A 16,186-nucleotide genomic window follows, 5' to 3' on the forward strand; every position below is an offset into this window, starting at 1 on the left:
GCTAGGTAGGAGAGTGGACCGAAATGGCCGGACGGCAGAAGGCGAAGGGCAAGATGGAAGAGGCCACGGGCAAGGCCAAGGAGGCGGCCGGTCGTACCGTGGGCAACGAGCAGATGGTGGCCGAGGGCCAGGCCAAGAAGTCGAAGGGCGCGGCCCGCCAGGCCAAGGAGAAGGCCAAGGACGTCTTCAAGTCCTGATCCGCCCGGACGGCGAGCGGGATCCCCGCAGCGCGGATACCACCGCGGGGTCCCGCTCATGCCGGTCCTCACCCGGCCGCGGGAAGGCTCTGCGGGAGACCGAGGCTCGGGAAACGGTCGGCGTGGAACGTCGTGATCTCGGTGATCGCCCCGTCGGCGACCCGCAGGACGTCGATCGTCAGCGGCAGGTACGCACCCGCCCGCTCCTGGCGGAGGTAGAAGGCGACGGCGGGCTGTCGGTTCACGGCGGTGAGGACGGGGCGCAGGCCCTTCATGCCCTCGAAGCCGCTCTCGACCCAGTCCTTCAGCACGGCGTCGCGGCCCACGCGCAGGCCGGGCGTGGGCGGCATCGAGCAGCGGACGTCGTCCCGCAGCATGGTGGCGATCGTGCCGATGTCCGTGGCCACACTCGCGTCGGTGTACCGGCGCACCAGTTCGCGCGTCCCCGCGTCCTGCCCGCCGCCGGTCCAGTCCTGCCGCTCGGCGGGCAGATGCTCCCGCATGCCGGCACGGGCCCGTTGCAGCGCGCTGTTCACGGAGTTGACGGAGTCCCCGAGAAGCTCCGCGACCTCCTTGGCAGGCCACCCGAGCACATCGCGCAGGATCAGCACGGCCCGCGGCCGCGGCGCGAGATGCTGGACCGCGACGACGTACGCCAGCTCGATCGTCTCCCGCGCCACCGCGAGCGCCTCCGGCTCGGCCTCGTCGCCCGCGGGCAGCTCGTCGAGCAGCCGGTCCGGGTAGGGCTGCAACCACAGCACCTCGCCGCCCGTCGCGGGCTCCGGACGGGACTTGGCGAGCAGGTCCAGACAGGTGTTGGTGGCGATCCGGTACAGCCAGGCCCGGAACGTCGACCGACCCTCGAAGGTCTCCCGACGCCGCCACGCCCTCAGGAACGTCTCCTGCACGGCGTCCTCGGCGTCCTCGAACGAGCCGAGCATCCGGTAGCAGTGCACGTGCAGCTCCCGCCGGTGCCGCTCCGCCAGGCGCGCGAACGCCGGCTCGTCGACCTCGTCCAGACTGCTCACGCCCAGCTCCCCCAGCCGCGTGTCCGTACTCATCAGGTGATCCTTCCGCCTCGTGGTGCCCCGTCGTAGATGTGACGGGTACGAGCGCGAAAACTCATCACTCGGGTCGGGCCCCACCCGTTGGGCGTGGGGGCAGGGGCGAGGATGCGCCCATGGACCGCCTGCTGCACCTCGACCGTACGCTCGACGAGCTGGACCCGCCCCGGTGGCCGGACGCCGACGAGCACGCGACCCGGCTGGTGCGCACGGTGCACGGACTGCGGCGGGTGCCGCTGGGCAGGCTCGGTCCGGCGGATCTGCGCGTCCTCGTCACCCAGGCGGTGGCACTGCCCCACGTCCTGCCCCACGCGGTACGCCTGCTGGCCGAGGAACCACTGCTCGACGCCTGCTTCCACGCGGGCGATCTGCTGCTCGCGGCAGTCGACGCTCCCGCCGCGGTCTGGGAACTGCTGCCCGACGTCGAGGCGCGCCTGCGCGAGGTGGTTCGGGCGCTGACGCCGGAGGAGGTCGCCGAGCTGCCCCGAGGCGCCGCCGAGCAGCTCGCACGCTTCACCGCCCGGCCGTGAGCTGCCCGGCCGGGCGGTGAGGTGTCGTCCTGGCTCAGGCCGAGGCGAGGTGCTCGAGGGTGTCGATGACGCGGTTGGAGAAGCCCCACTCGTTGTCGTACCAGGCGACCACCTTGACGTGGCGGCCCTCGACACGGGTCAGCTCCGAGTCGAAGATCGACGAGGCGGGGTTGCCGGTGATGTCGGAGGAGACCAGCGCGTCCTCGGAGTACTCCAGGACACCGGCGAGCGGGCCCTCGGCCGCGGCGCGGTAGGCGGCCAGCACGTCGTCACGGCTGACGTCGCGGGCGACGGTCGTGTTCAGCTCGACGATCGAGCCCACCGGCACGGGGACGCGGATCGAGTCGCCGGACAGCTTGCCGTCGAGACCCGGCAGCACCAGGCCGATCGCCTTGGCGGCGCCGGTGGTGGTGGGCACGATGTTGACGCCGGCGGCGCGGGCGCGGCGGGGGTCGCGGTGCGGGCCGTCCTGGAGGTTCTGCTCCTGGGTGTAGGCGTGCACGGTGGTCATGAACCCGTGCTCGATACCGGCCAGGTCGTCGAGGACCTTGGCCAGCGGCGCCAGCGCGTTGGTGGTGCAGGAGGCGTTCGAGACGATGGTATGCAGCTCGGGGTCGTACGCGTCGGTGTTGACCCCGTAGGCCAGGGTGACGTCGGCGCCGTCGGAGGGGGCGCTGACCAGGACCTTGCGCGCGCCGGCGTCCAGGTGGGCGCGGGCCGCCTTGGCGGAGGTGAAGCGGCCGGTCGCCTCCAGGACGATGTCGACGTTCAGCTCGGCCCACGGCAGGTTCGCCGGCTCGCGCTCGGCGAGCACGGTGATCCGGCGGCCGTCGACGACGAGGGTGTTGCCGTCGGTGGTGACCGGACGGCCGAGGCGGCCCGAGGTGCTGTCGTAGGCGAGGAGCCGGGCGAGAGCGGTCGGCTCGGTGAGGTCGTTGATGGCGACGACTTCGAGGCTGCTGTCGCGCTCCAGCAGCGCGCGGAGCACGTTGCGTCCGATGCGGCCGAATCCGTTGATGGCGATGCGAGTCATTGTGTGGGGTCCCTTCCCGTCCCCGCCAGCATCGTCCGCGGCGAACACCGCTGACAGTGGCTGGATCGCCATGGTTCAAAAGGATCCCGCCACGAGGTGGCGGCGGGTCACTCGCCGCGGGTGAAGGTGCGCCGGTACTCGCTGGGGGTGGTGCCCAGAATCCGCTGGAAGTGCAGGCGCAGGTTCGCGCCGGTGCCGAGACCGACGTCGTCGGCGATCTGCTCCACGCTGCGCTCCGAGCGTTCGAGGAGCTCCCGGGCCAGGTCGACCCGGGCGCGCATCACCCACTGCATGGGTGTGTAGCCGGTCTCCTCGACGAAGCGGCGGGAGAACGTCCGCGGGGACACCTCCGCCTGCCGTGCGAGGGTGTCGAGGGTGAGGGGATCGCCCAGCCGGTGCAGCGCCCACTCACGGGTGACCGCGAACCGCTCGCCGAGCGGCTCGGGCACACTGCGCGGTACGTACTGGGCCTGGCCGCCACTGCGGTAGGGGGCCGCCACCAGGCGCCGGGCCGCGTGGTTCGAGGCGGCCACGCCGAGGTCGGCGCGGAGGATGTGCAGGCACAGGTCGATGCCGGAGGCGGCGCCGGCCGAGGTGAGCACGCTGCCCTCGTCGACGAACAGGACGTTCTCGTCGACCCGGACCAGCGGATGCCTGGCCATGAGGGCGCGGGTGTAGTGCCAGTGCGTCGTGGCGCGTCTGCCGTCCAGCAGGCCGGTGGCGGCGAGCGCGAAGGCACCGGTGGAGATGGCGGCGAGCCGCGCGCCCCGGGCGTGGGCGGCGGTCAGCGCGCCCAGGACCGCCCGAGGCGGGTCGTCGCGGTCGGGGTGCCGGTAGCCGGGGACGAAGACGATGTCGGCCCACGCCAGCGCCTCCAGGCCGTGCTGGACGGAGTAGGCGAGGCCGTCACCGCCGGCCACCAGACCGGGTTCCGCCCCGCACACCCGCACCTCGTACGGCATGCTCGCGCGGGTCGTGAACACCTGCGCGGGGATGCCGACGTCGAGTGGCTTCGCGCCGTCGAGAACGAGTACGGCGACGCGATGCAGGCGGGCGGCTGGCACACGGAGAGATTACGCGGGTACGAGGTCGGGTGCCGCTCGGCGGCGACCCGTCATCCCGTGGTGGCTCGCGGCGCCGCGCCGGGCTCCGCCGAGGGGATGTCCTCTTCGTCGAAGTCCGGAGCCCGGAAGGGATCCGTGGCCGGAGGCGGGGCCACCGCCGGGGAACGCAGGGGCTGCTCGTCCGGAGCGGAGAACAGCGAGTTCGGGTTCATGAGGGTTATGCCTTTCTTCACCGGCCCCGTACGGGGCCGGCAGCCGGAACCGCTCGCGGCGGTTCTACAGCTTTGTCATCTTCGTGTACGGGCTCAGGACACGTACCGGCGTCGAGCCGAAGTCCACCAGCGTCGCCACGCCGTCCTCGATACCGATCACTCGGCCGAGGCCGTACATGTCGTGCGTGACCTGGTCGCCCAGCTCGAAGTGTTTCGGCGTCGGTACGACCGGGGCTGCGAAGGGGCTGGTGGGCAGATGGCGCCTGGGGCCCGGAGAGTTCGTCATGGCTCAGTATGCACGCGCGCGCAGTCCCCCGTGTAGTGACCCATGGCACAGATTCGGCCAGTAGTCACAACGCTACAGCGCTGACCTGCGAATTTCATACTCGGTAACAGGTCTTGGTGTTCTTCGCACGGCGGGCGCGGCCCATGACGACGGTCTCGCGGTCATGGACCACGTGCGCCCCCGCTGCTGTTGGCCGACTACTGCGCGTTGTCCTCGGGCACGGCCGTCGGCGCGGGTACGTCGGAGGCGGTGTAGAAGACGGACTTGCCCTGCTTGTGTCGCCGGGCGCCGTCCTTCGCGACGAGTCCCTCCAGCGCCGTGCGGACGACAGTGGTCTTGAGGGTGCGCTCGGGGTGTTCCCGGCCGAGCGTGTCGGCGATCTCCGCGGCGGAACGGGGTTCCTGCCGAGCCGCCAAGTGGGCGCGTACCAGGTCGACCAGCGTGGGTGCGGCGGCCGGGGCCGCCGTCGCCTTGGCCGGGGCCTTCCGGCCGACCCGCTTACGGTTCGCGGTGGGGGCCTGGTCGCTCTTCGTCTCCTTCGCCGCCTTGCTCGCCTTCGAGGTGCTCCTGCGGGCGGCGGGCACCACCGCGGCCGCCGGCTTCTCCGCCGCCGGCTTCTCGGCTTCGGACTTCTCGGCTTCGGGCGCGATGCCGAGTGCCTGCCGGACCTTGGTCAGCACCTCGTGGTCCTGCTGGAGAGCGGCCAATTGTTCCTGGAGCGCCGCGATTTCACCGCTGACACGCTCCTGCTCCTTGAGGTTGCGCTCAAGGTCACCGATGACCTGCGCACTGTACTGCGAGGTCAACTCGGAGGCTGCGGCCGTGATTTCGGCCATGGAGCTCACATCCTTCCTCGGCGCCGCGAACGATGGACGAACCTGCGGCGTGTGCGAACACTAACGAGTGTGCGCTTCTGCCTGGTGCCTTATGAGGAGAAGCAGTTACTGGCGCACAGCATCTCGTGGAGATGATAGGAAGGTTACCTGTGTGGATTCGTGCCGCATGGCCGGGATTCGTTCCAGTACGCCGCCCGCGAACACGTCGTACAGCGGCAGGGTCTCCAAATGGACGTAGCCGATGTGGCAGTCGCACACGGCCAGGGGGCAGGGACGCGGACGGAGTGCGTCGCGGTAGGTGCCGTCGTAGAGGTTGCCCAGCTCGGCGCGGACGAAGTGGCAGCGGCGCACGGTGCCGTCCCCGTCGACGGAGACCACTGACTCGCCGGTGCGGCAGGGCAGTCCGGCGCTGGCGTGCGGGGTGCGGCTGTAGGGGAACAGCGGGTCCAGCGCGGTCCACTCCTCCGCCTCGGCGTCCTCGTAGGTGTGGCCCTCGGCCGCGTTGACCCACAGGTAGACGTGGTCCGGCAGGTCCTCGCGCAGGCGGCGCGCGGCCGGGAGGTGCTCGGGCAGTCCGACCACGCCTACGCTGAAGCGGACCCCGCGTTCGGCGAGGTCACGGCACTTGCCGAGGAAGCGGTCGTAGGGCGTCTGGCCCGGGTGGAAGGTGCACCACAGGGCGAGGGTGTCGCGGTCGGCCGTGTCGAGCCAGTCGGTGCGGCAGCTCAGATTGGTCTGGATCGCCACCCGCCGGATGTGCGGCAGGTGCGACAACTCCGCGAGGGTCCTGCGGTACCAGGAGCGGACCAGACCCTCGCCCCACGGTGTGAAGAGAAGCGAGAGCCGGTCGTCGGTCCGCTCGGTCGCCCATGCGGCGAAGCGGTGCAGGGCGGCGCGGTCCGCGCGGAGTTGGGCGGTGGAGTCGCGGCGCTTGGCGAACGGGCAGTAGGGGCAGTCGTAGTCGCAGGACGCGAGCGGGCCCCGGTACAGGACGGTCAGATCCATGGCGGGCCGCTCACTTGCGCTCGTAGGCGGCCATGGCGGCGCGCACGGCCGGGGAGAACAGCAGCGGTCCGATCGCGTCGGAGTGCGCGAGGCCCTCGGGCGTGAGACGCAGGCGGCCGGTGGCGGGATCCGCGAGCCAGCCCCGCGCGGCGAGGCCGTCCAGTTCGGCCGTGAAGTCGTCACCGGGCGCGGAGCCGAAGCGGGCGCGGTAGTCACCGGTGTCCAGGCCGTCCGCCTGGAGCAGGGACTGCAACAGGTGGCGGCGGCGCGCCTCGTGGGCGTCGACGCGGTAACCGACCTCGGCGTGACCGAAGCCGGCGGTGGCGACGTAGTCGTCGATGATTCCGCGGATCTCGTGCATGCCCACGGCGTAGTCGAACGAGTAGTGCAGCGCGGACGTGTACGAGCGTGCCCCGCAGCCGAGGCCGATCATTCCGTCCGTCTGGCAGGCGTAGTCGTCGGCGCCCTGCGGTGGGGCGTCGGCCCGGCGGAACATCCGCATCGACTGCTGGACGTAGCCCCGGGAGAGCAGGTGGTCGCGGCCCGCCCGGTACAGGCGCAGCCGCTGCTCGTCCCACGCGGGGTCGGGGCCGTCCGTGTTCCGGCGGTGGCGGTCCAGGCCCGTCAGGGGACGTACGTAGAGGGGGTAGAGGTACAGCTCCTCGGGCCGCCAGGCGAGCGCCGCGTCGAGCGAGCCGAGCCAGGTCCGCTCGGTCTGGCCGTCGATGCCGTAGATGAGGTCGATGTTGAGCACCGGGACGGTGGTGTCGCGGATGCGGCCCAGCGCCGCCTCCACGTCCGCGCGGCGCTGCGGGCGTACGGCCGCCCTGGCCTCGGAGTCCACGAAGCTCTGCACGCCTATGCTCAGCCGCGTCGTGCCGCGCTCCGCCAGGACCGCCAGCCGGTCGGCGGTGGCCGTGGCGGGCGAGGTCTCCACCGACAGCGGCACCGCGCGCAGATCGGCGCCCATGCGGTGCTCGGCGATGTCGCAGAGCCGCTCCAGTTCACGCGCGGTGAGGAAGGTCGGGGTGCCGCCGCCGAACGCGGCCGTGGCGAACCGGACGTCCTCGCTCTCGCCCAGGGCCTCGCGCACCGCCCACGCCTGCCGCTCCAGGGCGTCCAGGTAGGCGCCGGTCAGGCCGTCGGGGGCGCCGATGCGGGTGAAGAGGTTGCAGAACCCGCAGCGGACCTCGCAGAACGGGATGTGCAGGTACAGGGAGAGGGCGCGCTTGTCCTCCCCCGCCCACAGGTCGCTCAGCGCGGGCCGGTCGTCCAGCGGCCGGTAGGCGGTCTTGTGCGGGTAGGCGTACACGTAGTGCTGGTACGGGCTCGTCGACGCGGCCTCGGCGGGCGTGCCGGGCACGGTGGTCAGGTTGGTGCTCATCGCGTGGCCTCGGCGGGGTCGAGGAAGAAGTGGGCGTAGGGCACGGTCCACACCGACTCGTGGCCCAGGCGGTGCCCGGTGTAGCCGTCGTCGCCGTAGGCGGTGCCGTGGTCGGAGCAGACGATCGCGAAGCAGCGGCGCCGCGCGCTCATGGCGTCGAAGAGGCGGCCGATGTGCCGGTCCACGTACTCCAGGGCGGCGGCGTGGGTCGCGCGGGTGTCACCCGCCTCCCGGGTGGCGCCGGGTAGGTGGAACCAGTTCGGCTGGTGCAGCGCGGAGACGTTCACGAACAGGAACAGGCGCTGCTCGGAGGGGAGTTGGGCGACGATTCGCTCGGCGCGGTCGACCTGGTTCTCGAAGGAGTGCGGTGAGGTGACGCCGAACCCGGGCTCCCAGTGGCTCTCCTGGAACAGGTCCGGCAGCACCGAGCCGAGCGGGCCCTGCTTGTTGAAGAAGCCCACGCCGCCGATGCACGCCGTGCGGTACCCGGCCTTCGCGAGCCCGCTGACGAGATCGGGGGTGTCGTAGACGAACGTGCCGTCGGCGGTGGTCTCGCTGCCCGCGAACGTCGCGGCGAACAGCCTGGGGTGCGGCCCCGGCGCCGCCGGGGTGGGCAGGAAGCCGGCGAACATCGCCTGGTGCGAGGCGTAGGTGAAGCTGCCCGGCGCGTGACGCTTCTCCCAGCGGCCACCCGGCAGATGGCGGGCGAGACGGGGGATGCGGCCCTCGGCCGCCAACTCCTCGGCCACGTCGTGACGCAGGGTGTCGAGGGTGACGAGGAGGATGTCGTGGTCGCCGACGACGTCGTTCATGTCGGGCTCGGTCATGCGCTGTTCCTGTTCGGTACGGGTTCGGCCGCGGGTACGGGGGCCGCCGGGTGGCGTTCGGTGGTGCGCAGGACCGCGGCCACCTGCGCCCCGTAGGTGTCCAGGCCCTCGGCGCCGCTGCCGGGCAGGCCGGTCAGCCCCGGCAGCAGGTCGCCGAAGGCGTTGACCTCGCCGACGAACGAACGGCGCCAGCCGACGGCCGGGAGCAGGTCCACCCCGACACACAGGGTGCGCGGGAAGCACGCGGCCGCCGCCTCGCACACCTCCAGCACGTCCGACCAGCGGCCCCCCGACGCAGTTACGGCCGCTCTGGCCCCGTCGAGATCGCCGCGGCGCCCGCCCAGATGGAGGTTGGTCAGCGGCGAGCGACTGGTGCGCACCACGGCATGGGTGGCCCTGCCCGCCACCACGACCACCCGGAGATCGGCCGCGCGGCCCGCCTGGCCCGCCTTGGGCACCCAGCGTTCGAGGTGCAGCCCGTCGGGGGCGAGGGCGTCCACGACCGCCGCGACGTCCCGCTCCCGCTCGTAACGCCGCAGCTTCAGGGAGTTGTACAGGCGGCCGTCCGCGGTCAGTTCGACGGAGGTCGTCGCCCTGACCCGGCCGCCTCCCGCCTCCACGGCGAGGACCCCGGACGCCGACGACCCGTGGGCGGGCTTGACGAAGAGCCTCGACATCCGGTGCTCGCGCATCAGCGTCCGTACGTCCTCCCAGCCGCGCACCGGCGCGCCGTCCGCTCCCGAGGTCGGGGACGCGGGCACGGGAACGCCCGCCGCGTCCAGCACGGCGTGGCAGAGGCGCTTGTCGAACAGCACGGCCAGCTCACCCGGTTCGTCCAGCCGGATCCCGCCGCGCAGGGTGCCCAGCGCGGCCGTGAATCCGGCGTACCAGCGCGCCGAACCCTCCACCCGGGTGGGCTCGACGGCGCCCCGCAGCATGCGGTCCACCTCGGGCCGCTCACCGGGGGAGTCGACGCGGACGACCTCGTCGGGCGCGAAGTCGGCTCCCCGCCCGCGCAGGACGTCCGCCCACGCCACCACGCGCGGGCCGGTCAGGCCGGCCGCGCGCACCGCGTCGGCGAACAGCGACACCCGCCGGTTGCCGGGGTTCCCGACCACCGCGAAGCGCACCCCGTCCGCCGTCTGCAAACCGCCAGTCCTCACTCGCCCACGGCGACGTAGCGCCAGACCGTGCCGTCGTCCTCGGTGTCCTCCTCCGCGTCGTCACGGTCGAGGTCCACCTCCACGCCGGCCGTCTCCAGCGTCTGCCGCACCCGCTCCTCCACCGCCTGGCTCAGGTAGTGGTGGTGCAGGTCCAGCTTCTTCAGGTGGGACAGCGGCTGCCCGCCCAGCAGCGCCGCGGCGCCCTCGTCGGTCAGCACGCCCATCGACAGGTCCAGCACCTCAAGGCGGGCCACGACGGGCGCGGCGGCGACGGCAGCGGCCACCGCGTCCTGCATCTCGCTGTTCCGCAGGGCCAGGTGACGCAGGCTCGGCAGCCTGGCACCGGACAGCAGCGGCTCCAGATCGGCCGCCTCGCTGTCGCCGCCGTAGTCCGGGGTGCCCAGCCACAGGTCGAGGTGCTCAAGGGCGGGCAGATCGCTGGCGCCGATGCCCCGCACCACCTCGGCGGGCAGCCCGCCGCTCTCCACCACCAGGCGGCGCAGCGCCTCGTGGCGCAGGCCCTTGAACTCCAGGCCCGTGCCGCCGCGCACCCCGAACTCCTCCAGCCCGGGGAAAGCGGCCAGCAGCGGCGTCACATCGGTCTGGTGGATCCAGGAGATCTCGCACTCCTCCATCACCAGATCGCCCAGGAACAGCGCGCGCAGCGCGGGCAGCCGGTCCCGGGCGGCGAGCAGGGCCTCGATCACGTCCGAGGGGTCGGTGTCGTACGCCTCCTCCCAGGCGCCCACGATCAGGGCACGCACCCGGGTGGTGTCGACCACCTCGCGGAAACGGGCGAAGGCCGCCGTCCAGTTCTCGTCGGAGTCGTACACATCGGCGCCGATCCGCCAGGCCACGGACTCCGGCTCGGGCAGCTTGTCCGTCGGATCGCCGGGGCCGGGGAACGCGTACGCGGGCAGCCGGTACAGCTCTTGCAGGTGGTCACCGATGGTCATGCGGCTGCTCCTGGGGAGTTAAGGGCGTGCGGTCCGTGATGCCGCAGTTCTACCAACCGCCACTGACAGCGTCGCAGGGAGGGGCGGCTTCGGGCGTCACCCGGCGGGACGGCGTTCGGGGGCGTTGTCAGTGGCGGCCCCTACCGTCGTGTTCAGGAGGCCGGTGCGCGGTGCACCCGGCGGTGAGGGGACAGCCATGTACCGGCAGGGAGACGTACTGATCGTGCCCGTGGAGGAGGGCGCGGTCCCGGACCACGTGGCACACGCGCCCAGGGAGCGGCGCGACGGGCGCGGCCGGCTGGTGCTGGCACTCGGAGAGGTCACCGGGCACGCCCACGCGGTCGTGGGACCGGGGGAGTTGGTGCGGGAGCCCGGACCGTTCGGCCCGCTCCTGCTGCACCTTCCGCAGGGCGGCCGGGTGGTGCACGAGGAGCACGCGGCGATCGCCCTGCCCGCCGGCTGGTACCGGGTGATCAGACAACGCGAGTACGTGCCGGGCTCGGTCCGGATCGTCGCCGACTGACCGTGGAACAGCGCGACCTCATGGAGGGGCAGATGACGACCATCGAGACCGACGGCGGCACCGACGGGCTGCGCGCCTGGCGAACCCGGGCCACGGCGACCGGACCCGCCGACCGCGCCCGCGCGGAACAGGGCGTACGACGCGCCTACCGGCAGGCCGGACTGGCCGAACCGGAGGCCGTGCTGTGGGCGGACTCCCCGCGCGCGGCCGTCACCCTGATCCGGCAGCTCACCGACCGCGGCCCCGGCGTGCGGGAGGAGATCCGCAGTGCGCCCTGGGCACGCGAACGCCGCCGCCTGCACGACGAGTTGGGAGCGAAGGGCTGGTCGGCGCACTGGGCGGCGACCGGGGGACGGCTGTGGGAGTCCACCCAGGTCCTCGTGGACCGGATCAGAGCCGGAGTGATCCAGGACCTGGCCGGCCGGGACACCGGAGCCGAGGCCGCCGAGGTACGGCTCCTGCTGCTGGACGCCGTCCTCGGACAGCACGACGCGCCGTGGCTGGCCGCCTTCCCCGCCGACGCAGGACCCCTCGGCGCACTGACCGAAGTGTGCGGCAGCGCGGGCTGGTGGTGGCCCTTCACCCGCGTCGCCGTGGTGTCGGAACGCCCCGTGGAACTCCACCGGGACGAGGCCGGCCGTCTCGACCACGGTGACGGGCCCGCCCTCGCCTACCCCGACGGCTTCGCCCTCCACGCCTGGCGCGGCATGCCGGTACCGGCCGCCTTCCTCGCGGAGCTGCCCGCGCTGACCCCGGCCCGTATCCGGGAGGAGGAGAACGCCGAACTGCGGCGCGTGATGCTGGAGTACTACGGCTACGACCGCTACCTCACCGACTCCGGCGCCCGCCCCCTCCACCACGACGAGACGGGCACCCTGTGGCGGATCGACCTGCCCGCGGACGAGCCGGTCGTGATGGTCGAGGTGCTCAACTCGACCCCGGAGCCGGACGGAACCCGGCGCACCTACTGGCTCCGGGTGCCCCCGTCCACCCGCACTGCGAAGGAGGGCGTGGCTTGGACCTTCGGGATCGGCGAAGAGGTGTACGCGCCGGTGAAGGAGACCTGAGTCAGGTGGGGGTGATCAGACCTTGGCCTCGGTCCAGTGCACGCACTCCAGGTCCTGTCCGTGCAGCTCGTACTTGAGGCAGATGCGCGAGCGGATCACGAGGGGCTTCTCGTCCAGGTCGTGGAACTCCGTGACGACCCGGTCGCCCTCGATCGTCGACACGGCGTACTTCCGGGTGTAGTCGATGCCCATGATCTCTTCGAGCGCCAGGCTCGCCAGGGCGTACCTCCTGGCGGCTTCCGGGTGTTTCCGGAAGACCTCCGTGATCTCGCGGAAGAACGCGGTGTCCGACTTGGTGTCGTACTCGGTGGCAGTCACAGCCGCCATCTCCTTGAGTGGCAGTGTCGGAGAACCCCCTGTTTCCAGGCTCCTACTTCCCCCACCGGCACGCCAGTCGGGGCGGTGCGGCACCGGGTGACCGACCGCACGTCAGGACCGTACGAGCGGCTTGATAGCCTCAGCGGGCCAGTCGAGCCACACCCGAGGCCAGGGAATCCGGTGCGAATCCGGAACTGACGCGCAGCGGTGAGGGGGACGGGCGGGGCACGACGCCACTGGGAGACCGGGAAGGCGCCCCGACCGAGCGAACCCGAGTCCGAAGACCTGCTGGCACCTTCGCGCCCCGGTGCGGAGGGACTCCGTAGGCAAGGCTCCGCGTACGAGCCCCGACCCCGAGGCACCCCCATGCTCCGTACCACCCCTGCCCTTCTCCTCACGTCCGCCCTGCTGCTCACCGGCTGCGGATCCTCCTCCACCGGCGACGACGCGAAGCCGGAAGGGGCGGCCGCCGCCGGCTACCCGGTGACCCTCGACAACTGCGGTCACCAGGTCACCCTGCAGTCCGCTCCCCGGCGGGCCGTCTCCCTCAACCAGGGCACCACCGAGATCCTGCTCTCCCTGGGCCTGGCCGACCGCATGGCCGGCACGGCCACCTGGACCGACCCCGTGATGAAGGGCCTGGGCGCCGCCAACGCCACCGTGCCGCGCCTCGCCGACAACAACCCCTCCTTCGAGAAGGTCCTCGACGCCGAACCCGACTTCGTCACCGCCTCGTTCGTCTCCACCCTCGGCAAGGGCGGGGTCGCCACCCGCGAGCAGTTCGAGAAGCTGGGCGTACCCACCTACGTCTCACCCTCCGACTGCTCGGCCGGCAAGGACAACGACAGCGGTGGCGACGGATCGCGCAGCGAGCCGCTCACCCTGGAGACCGTGTACGGCGAGATACGCGACCTCGCCAAGGCCTTCGGCGTCGACGACCGGGGCGAGAAGCTGATCGCCTCGCTGGAGAAGAGGGTGAGCACGGCCACCGCCGGACTGCACGCCTCGGACGTGTCCCTCATGTACTGGTTCGCCAACTCCCAGTCGCCCTACCTCGCCGGATGCTGCGGCGCCCCCGGAGCCATCACCCGCGCCGTCGGTGCGCGGAACGCCTTCGACGACACCCACGACGAATGGCCCCAGATCGGCTGGGAGACCGTCGCCGACCGCGACCCCGACGTCATCGTCATCGGCGACCTGACGCGCAAGCAGCAGACCGCCGAGACCGCCGAGGCCAAGATCCGCTTCCTGGAGACCAACCCCGCCACCCGCAACCTCACCGCGGTGAAGAAGAAGCGCTACGTCCTGCTGAGCGGGCAGTCCATGAACCCCTCCATCCGCACCATCGAGGGCATCGAGCAGGTGGCGGCAGGTCTGCGGGACTTCGGGTTCGCGAAGTGACCGCCCGTACGCTGCTGTTGGCCGGCGGCGGACTGGCCGCACTGCTCGCCTCGGTCGCCGTGGCCGTGACCATCGGACCCGCCGACATCTCCACCGCCGACGTGTGGGCGGCCGTCGCGGCCCATCTCGGCCTGGGGGAGAGCACGCTGGCGCCGCTGCGGGACGGCATCGTGTGGAACCTGCGGATGCCGCGGACCCTGCTCGCCGCCGTGTGCGGGGCGGGCCTCGCGGTGTGCGGGGCGGTGATGCAGTCGCTGCTGCGCAATCCGCTCGCCGACCCCTTCGTGCTGGGGGTCTCCTCCGGCGCCTCCACGGGCGCCGTCGCCGTGGTCGTACTCGGCGTGGGCGGGGGAGCGGTGTCGCTGTCGACGGGCGCCTTCCTCGGAGCACTGCTCTCCTTCGGCCTGGTGCTGTTCCTCAGCCACACCCTGGGCGGCAGCACCGACCGCGTCGTCCTGTCGGGCGTGGCGGCGATGCAACTGTTCTCGGCACTCACCTCGTTCACCGTGCTGATCTCCGCGGACGCCGAAACCACTCGCGGAGTGCTGTTCTGGCTCCTGGGCTCGCTCACCGGCGCCGACTGGGGCCAGGTACTGCTGTGCGGCGCCGTACTCGCCGTGGTCCTGGCCGTGTGCCTCGGCCACGCCCGCACCCTCGACGCCTTCGCCTTCGGCGAGGAGGCCGCCGCCGGACTCGGGGTGAACGTCGCCCGGACCCGGCTGGTCCTGCTCTGCGCGACGGCACTGCTCACCGCCGCCCTGGTCAGCTGTGTCGGCGCGATCGGCTTCGTCGGCCTGGTCCTCCCGCACGCCACCCGCGTCCTCACCGGCTCCGGCCACGCCCGCCTCCTGCCGGTCACGGCGCTCACCGGCGCCGTCTTCCTGGTGTGGGTGGACACCCTCGCCCGTACCGTCCTCGAACCCCAGGAGGTCCCCGTGGGCGTGGTGACGTCCCTCATCGGCGTGCCCGCGTTCGTGGCGGTGCTCTACCGGGGAGGGAGGCGCGCATGACCGGCCTGCACGCGAACCGCGTCCAGCGCCGCATCGACGGCAGGACCGTGGTGGACGGCGTCACCCTCGCCCTGCGCCCCGGCGAGACCGTCGGCCTGCTCGGGCCCAACGGCTCAGGAAAGTCGACGCTGCTCAGACTCCTGGCGGGCGTCCTCGCACCCACCGCGGGAGTCGTGACCCTGGACGGGCGCCCACTGCCCGAGGTGGGGCGCCGGGAAACGGCACGCCGGATCGCGACGGTCGAGCAGCACGCCCACACCCAGACCGAACTGACCGTCCGCGAGGTCGTCGCCCTCGGACGCATCCCGCACCGCCGCGCCTGGACGCCCGCCACGGCCACCGATGCCGAGGCCGTCACCGAGGCCCTGACCCGCACCGGCCTCACGGACCGCGCCGGACAGTCCTGGCACACCCTCTCCGGCGGCGAACGCCAGCGCGCCCAGATCGCCCGCGCGCTCGCCCAGACACCGCGCGAACTCCTCCTCGACGAGCCGACCAACCACCTGGACATCCAGCACCAGCTGGACCTCCTCGAACTGATCGTCGGCCTGCCGGTCACCACCGTCGTCGCGCTGCACGACCTCAACCTCGCCGCGACCTACTGTGACCGACTCCTCGTCCTCCGCGACGGCCGAGTCGTCGCGGAGGGCACCCCCGCCGAGGTCCTGACCCCCACACTCATCGAACAGGTCTACGGTGTCCGCGCGGAGGTCAGCCAGGAGCCCGGCCACCCCGTGATCCGCTTCCTACGGCCGACCACCCGGAACGGCCCCACAGGCAACGGCCCCACAGGCAACGGCCCCACAGGCAACGGCCCCACGGACAACGGCTCCACAGGCACGAGAGGGAAGACGAGCGATGCCCCGACAGCGACCTGAGCGAGCCGCCGCCCCGGCCTCCTCCGCGGCGACGACCCCGTGCCGGGTCGTGGTCTGCCGGGACTGCTGCTGCGGCACCCCGAAGATCACCGGAGTGGATCACGAGCGGCAACTCGCGCGCCTCGCGGAGGAGGTGCCCGTGCGCGTCGCCGACTGCCTCGACGTGTGCGAGCACGCCAATGTGATCGTCGTCCAGCCCTCGGCCGCGGCACGGGCCGCCGGCGCCCGCCCGGTCTGGCTCGGCCTGGTCAACGACGCCGACGCCACCGAGGACATCGTCACCTGGGTCCGTGAAGGCGGCCCCGGAGTCGCGCCCTGCCCCGACATCCTCGACCTGTACGCCTTCACTCCGCCGAGGAGGCAGGGGTAAGGCAGGCCGCCCTGGGAAATCCGATGGATTCCGTCTCGCGGCCCCAGCACAATCCCCGGGGA

General features: G+C 72.2%; 20 protein-coding genes and 1 riboswitch. Of the genes, 8 read left to right on the top strand and 12 right to left on the bottom strand.

Annotation, left to right across the window (positions count from 1 at the left end; genetic code table 11):
* Positions 1-23 precede the first annotated feature (23 nt).
* Positions 24-197 carry a CsbD family protein gene (locus AB0E07_RS23270; RefSeq protein WP_362255257.1) on the top strand — a complete coding sequence of 58 codons (174 nt, stop codon included), beginning with the start codon at positions 24-26 and terminating at the stop codon, positions 195-197.
* A 68-nt stretch (positions 198-265) separates the two neighbouring features.
* On the opposite strand, the gene AB0E07_RS23275 is transcribed toward AB0E07_RS23270, so the two are convergent.
* Positions 266-1,258, bottom strand: a complete 993-nt coding sequence (locus AB0E07_RS23275; protein ID WP_362255261.1) for an RNA polymerase subunit sigma-70 — start codon at positions 1,256-1,258, stop codon at positions 266-268.
* A 119-nt stretch (positions 1,259-1,377) separates the two neighbouring features.
* On the opposite strand from AB0E07_RS23275, the gene AB0E07_RS23280 reads away from it, so the two are divergent.
* Positions 1,378-1,791 (top strand): contact-dependent growth inhibition system immunity protein, encoded by a 414-nt coding sequence (locus tag AB0E07_RS23280; RefSeq protein ID WP_362255264.1) that lies wholly within the window; start codon positions 1,378-1,380, stop codon positions 1,789-1,791.
* Positions 1,792-1,825: 34 nt separating this feature from the next.
* Here the strand turns inward: AB0E07_RS23280 and gap are convergent, their stop codons facing one another.
* The 10 genes from gap to AB0E07_RS23330 form a co-directional block, all read right to left on the bottom strand.
* Positions 1,826-2,824: a type I glyceraldehyde-3-phosphate dehydrogenase gene (gap, locus tag AB0E07_RS23285; RefSeq protein WP_362255267.1), complete on the bottom strand. Its 999-nt coding sequence runs from the start codon at positions 2,822-2,824 to the stop codon at positions 1,826-1,828.
* Positions 2,825-2,931: 107 nt separating this feature from the next.
* Positions 2,932-3,888: a helix-turn-helix domain-containing protein gene (locus tag AB0E07_RS23290; RefSeq protein ID WP_362255270.1), complete on the bottom strand. Its 957-nt coding sequence runs from the start codon at positions 3,886-3,888 to the stop codon at positions 2,932-2,934.
* A 50-nt stretch (positions 3,889-3,938) separates the two neighbouring features.
* Complete coding sequence (locus AB0E07_RS23295) at positions 3,939-4,100, bottom strand: hypothetical protein (protein ID WP_362255272.1); 162 nt, start codon at positions 4,098-4,100, stop codon at positions 3,939-3,941.
* A gap of 64 nt (positions 4,101-4,164) precedes the next feature.
* Positions 4,165-4,386 (bottom strand): hypothetical protein, encoded by a 222-nt coding sequence (locus tag AB0E07_RS23300; protein ID WP_362255275.1) that lies wholly within the window; start codon positions 4,384-4,386, stop codon positions 4,165-4,167.
* A gap of 197 nt (positions 4,387-4,583) precedes the next feature.
* On the bottom strand, positions 4,584-5,222 hold the full coding sequence (locus AB0E07_RS23305; RefSeq protein ID WP_362255278.1) for a hypothetical protein: 639 nt from the start codon (positions 5,220-5,222) through the stop codon (positions 4,584-4,586).
* A gap of 105 nt (positions 5,223-5,327) precedes the next feature.
* Positions 5,328-6,227 (bottom strand): STM4011 family radical SAM protein, encoded by a 900-nt coding sequence (locus AB0E07_RS23310; protein WP_362255280.1) that lies wholly within the window; start codon positions 6,225-6,227, stop codon positions 5,328-5,330.
* Between the two features lie 10 nt (positions 6,228-6,237).
* On the bottom strand, positions 6,238-7,611 hold the full coding sequence (locus AB0E07_RS23315) for an STM4012 family radical SAM protein (RefSeq protein WP_362255283.1): 1,374 nt from the start codon (positions 7,609-7,611) through the stop codon (positions 6,238-6,240).
* Positions 7,608-8,423 carry an STM4013/SEN3800 family hydrolase gene (locus AB0E07_RS23320; RefSeq protein ID WP_362255376.1) on the bottom strand — a complete coding sequence of 272 codons (816 nt, stop codon included), beginning with the start codon at positions 8,421-8,423 and terminating at the stop codon, positions 7,608-7,610. Before AB0E07_RS23320 ends, AB0E07_RS23315 begins: the two co-directional genes overlap by 4 nt.
* Before the next feature lie 11 nt (positions 8,424-8,434).
* Positions 8,435-9,586, bottom strand: a complete 1,152-nt coding sequence (locus AB0E07_RS23325; protein WP_362255286.1) for an STM4014 family protein — start codon at positions 9,584-9,586, stop codon at positions 8,435-8,437.
* 11 nt (positions 9,587-9,597) lie between these two features.
* Entirely contained in the window at positions 9,598-10,557 is a 960-nt protein-coding gene (locus AB0E07_RS23330; RefSeq protein ID WP_362255287.1) for an STM4015 family protein, read from the bottom strand.
* Positions 10,558-10,753: 196 nt separating this feature from the next.
* On the opposite strand from AB0E07_RS23330, the gene AB0E07_RS23335 reads away from it, so the two are divergent.
* The gene (locus AB0E07_RS23335; RefSeq protein WP_362255290.1) at positions 10,754-11,080 is read left to right on the top strand and encodes a hypothetical protein; all 327 of its coding nucleotides are present in this window, start codon (positions 10,754-10,756) and stop codon (positions 11,078-11,080) included.
* A 32-nt stretch (positions 11,081-11,112) separates the two neighbouring features.
* Complete coding sequence (locus AB0E07_RS23340; protein ID WP_362255293.1) at positions 11,113-12,147, top strand: DUF6745 domain-containing protein; 1,035 nt, start codon at positions 11,113-11,115, stop codon at positions 12,145-12,147.
* 15 nt (positions 12,148-12,162) lie between these two features.
* Here the strand turns inward: AB0E07_RS23340 and AB0E07_RS23345 are convergent, their stop codons facing one another.
* The gene (locus tag AB0E07_RS23345; protein ID WP_362255296.1) at positions 12,163-12,474 is read right to left on the bottom strand and encodes a hypothetical protein; all 312 of its coding nucleotides are present in this window, start codon (positions 12,472-12,474) and stop codon (positions 12,163-12,165) included.
* Positions 12,475-12,596: 122 nt separating this feature from the next.
* Positions 12,597-12,773: riboswitch (cobalamin riboswitch) on the top strand.
* A 58-nt stretch (positions 12,774-12,831) separates the two neighbouring features.
* Between AB0E07_RS23345 and AB0E07_RS23350 the strand changes: the two genes are divergently transcribed.
* From AB0E07_RS23350 to AB0E07_RS23365, 4 genes are read left to right on the top strand one after another with little or no spacing between them, the layout of a single operon-like run.
* Positions 12,832-13,866 (top strand): ABC transporter substrate-binding protein, encoded by a 1,035-nt coding sequence (locus tag AB0E07_RS23350; protein WP_362255299.1) that lies wholly within the window; start codon positions 12,832-12,834, stop codon positions 13,864-13,866.
* A complete protein-coding gene (locus AB0E07_RS23355; RefSeq protein WP_362255303.1) occupies positions 13,863-14,876 on the top strand; it encodes an iron chelate uptake ABC transporter family permease subunit in 1,014 nt (337 codons plus the stop codon). Before AB0E07_RS23350 ends, AB0E07_RS23355 begins: the two co-directional genes overlap by 4 nt.
* Positions 14,873-15,754 carry an ABC transporter ATP-binding protein gene (locus AB0E07_RS23360; RefSeq protein WP_362255305.1) on the top strand — a complete coding sequence of 294 codons (882 nt, stop codon included), beginning with the start codon at positions 14,873-14,875 and terminating at the stop codon, positions 15,752-15,754. Before AB0E07_RS23355 ends, AB0E07_RS23360 begins: the two co-directional genes overlap by 4 nt.
* On the top strand, positions 15,735-16,124 hold the full coding sequence (locus AB0E07_RS23365; RefSeq protein ID WP_362255308.1) for a (2Fe-2S) ferredoxin domain-containing protein: 390 nt from the start codon (positions 15,735-15,737) through the stop codon (positions 16,122-16,124). Before AB0E07_RS23360 ends, AB0E07_RS23365 begins: the two co-directional genes overlap by 20 nt.
* The last annotated feature ends 62 nt before the right edge of the window (positions 16,125-16,186 follow it).

It is taken from the genome of Streptomyces sp. NPDC048002, from assembly GCF_040653275.1.
Classification (GTDB): domain Bacteria; phylum Actinomycetota; class Actinomycetes; order Streptomycetales; family Streptomycetaceae; genus Streptomyces.

What these genes read in the sequence shown, in the direction of transcription:
- AB0E07_RS23315 (WP_362255283.1), bottom strand. Translation starts at nt 7,611, where the DNA reads ATGAGCACCAACCTGACCACCGTGCCCGGCACGCCCGCCGAGGCCGCG.
- AB0E07_RS23300 (WP_362255275.1), bottom strand. Translation starts at nt 4,386, where the DNA reads ATGACGAACTCTCCGGGCCCCAGGCGCCATCTGCCCACCAGCCCCTTC.
- gap (WP_362255267.1), bottom strand. Translation starts at nt 2,824, where the DNA reads ATGACTCGCATCGCCATCAACGGATTCGGCCGCATCGGACGCAACGTG.
- AB0E07_RS23345 (WP_362255296.1), bottom strand. Translation starts at nt 12,474, where the DNA reads ATGGCGGCTGTGACTGCCACCGAGTACGACACCAAGTCGGACACCGCG.
- AB0E07_RS23365 (WP_362255308.1), top strand. Translation starts at nt 15,735, where the DNA reads ATGCCCCGACAGCGACCTGAGCGAGCCGCCGCCCCGGCCTCCTCCGCG.
- AB0E07_RS23310 (WP_362255280.1), bottom strand. Translation starts at nt 6,227, where the DNA reads ATGGATCTGACCGTCCTGTACCGGGGCCCGCTCGCGTCCTGCGACTAC.
- AB0E07_RS23305 (WP_362255278.1), bottom strand. Translation starts at nt 5,222, where the DNA reads ATGGCCGAAATCACGGCCGCAGCCTCCGAGTTGACCTCGCAGTACAGT.
- AB0E07_RS23295 (WP_362255272.1), bottom strand. Translation starts at nt 4,100, where the DNA reads ATGAACCCGAACTCGCTGTTCTCCGCTCCGGACGAGCAGCCCCTGCGT.
- AB0E07_RS23350 (WP_362255299.1), top strand. Translation starts at nt 12,832, where the DNA reads ATGCTCCGTACCACCCCTGCCCTTCTCCTCACGTCCGCCCTGCTGCTC.
- AB0E07_RS23335 (WP_362255290.1), top strand. Translation starts at nt 10,754, where the DNA reads ATGTACCGGCAGGGAGACGTACTGATCGTGCCCGTGGAGGAGGGCGCG.
- AB0E07_RS23360 (WP_362255305.1), top strand. Translation starts at nt 14,873, where the DNA reads ATGACCGGCCTGCACGCGAACCGCGTCCAGCGCCGCATCGACGGCAGG.
- AB0E07_RS23275 (WP_362255261.1), bottom strand. Translation starts at nt 1,258, where the DNA reads ATGAGTACGGACACGCGGCTGGGGGAGCTGGGCGTGAGCAGTCTGGAC.
- AB0E07_RS23280 (WP_362255264.1), top strand. Translation starts at nt 1,378, where the DNA reads ATGGACCGCCTGCTGCACCTCGACCGTACGCTCGACGAGCTGGACCCG.
- AB0E07_RS23340 (WP_362255293.1), top strand. Translation starts at nt 11,113, where the DNA reads ATGACGACCATCGAGACCGACGGCGGCACCGACGGGCTGCGCGCCTGG.
- AB0E07_RS23330 (WP_362255287.1), bottom strand. Translation starts at nt 10,557, where the DNA reads ATGACCATCGGTGACCACCTGCAAGAGCTGTACCGGCTGCCCGCGTAC.
- AB0E07_RS23320 (WP_362255376.1), bottom strand. Translation starts at nt 8,423, where the DNA reads ATGAACGACGTCGTCGGCGACCACGACATCCTCCTCGTCACCCTCGAC.
- AB0E07_RS23270 (WP_362255257.1), top strand. Translation starts at nt 24, where the DNA reads ATGGCCGGACGGCAGAAGGCGAAGGGCAAGATGGAAGAGGCCACGGGC.